This is a genomic window from Leifsonia sp. HAY1-4F (assembly GCF_056755275.1).
Genome location: NZ_JBNDHX010000283.1, coordinates 1 through 273, shown reverse-complemented (window position 1 = coordinate 273; position 273 = coordinate 1). Strand labels below are relative to the sequence as shown.

At 59.3% G+C, this 273-nt stretch carries 1 protein-coding gene; it reads right to left on the bottom strand.

Translation table 11 applies throughout. The annotated features are described in order from the left end of the window. Nucleotides 1–270, bottom strand: a 270-nt coding sequence (locus tag ACPYOG_RS19545) for a cytosine permease (RefSeq protein WP_481295785.1), incomplete at its 3' end; no start/stop codon positions are given. Nucleotides 271–273: the final 3 nt, after the last annotated feature.

Here is a 273-nt window from a genome sequence, read left to right as displayed (position 1 = left end):
GATCAGCCGGTAACCGAAGATTGTGGCGACAACACTGACCGCGCCAATGATGATGATGCCCGCGTCAACACTGATAACGGGGCTGACCGCTGCCATGGCTTCACCGCCGAACACAAAGTTCGCTGCGAAGAAGCCCACGTACATCACCACCACGATGACCACGATCAGCAATGCACCGAAGGAACCGAACTGGCCGCGGGTCTGGATCATCTGCGCCACACCCAGCTTAGGGCCCTGGGCCGAGTGAAGCGCCATGAAGATGCCACCCACTAC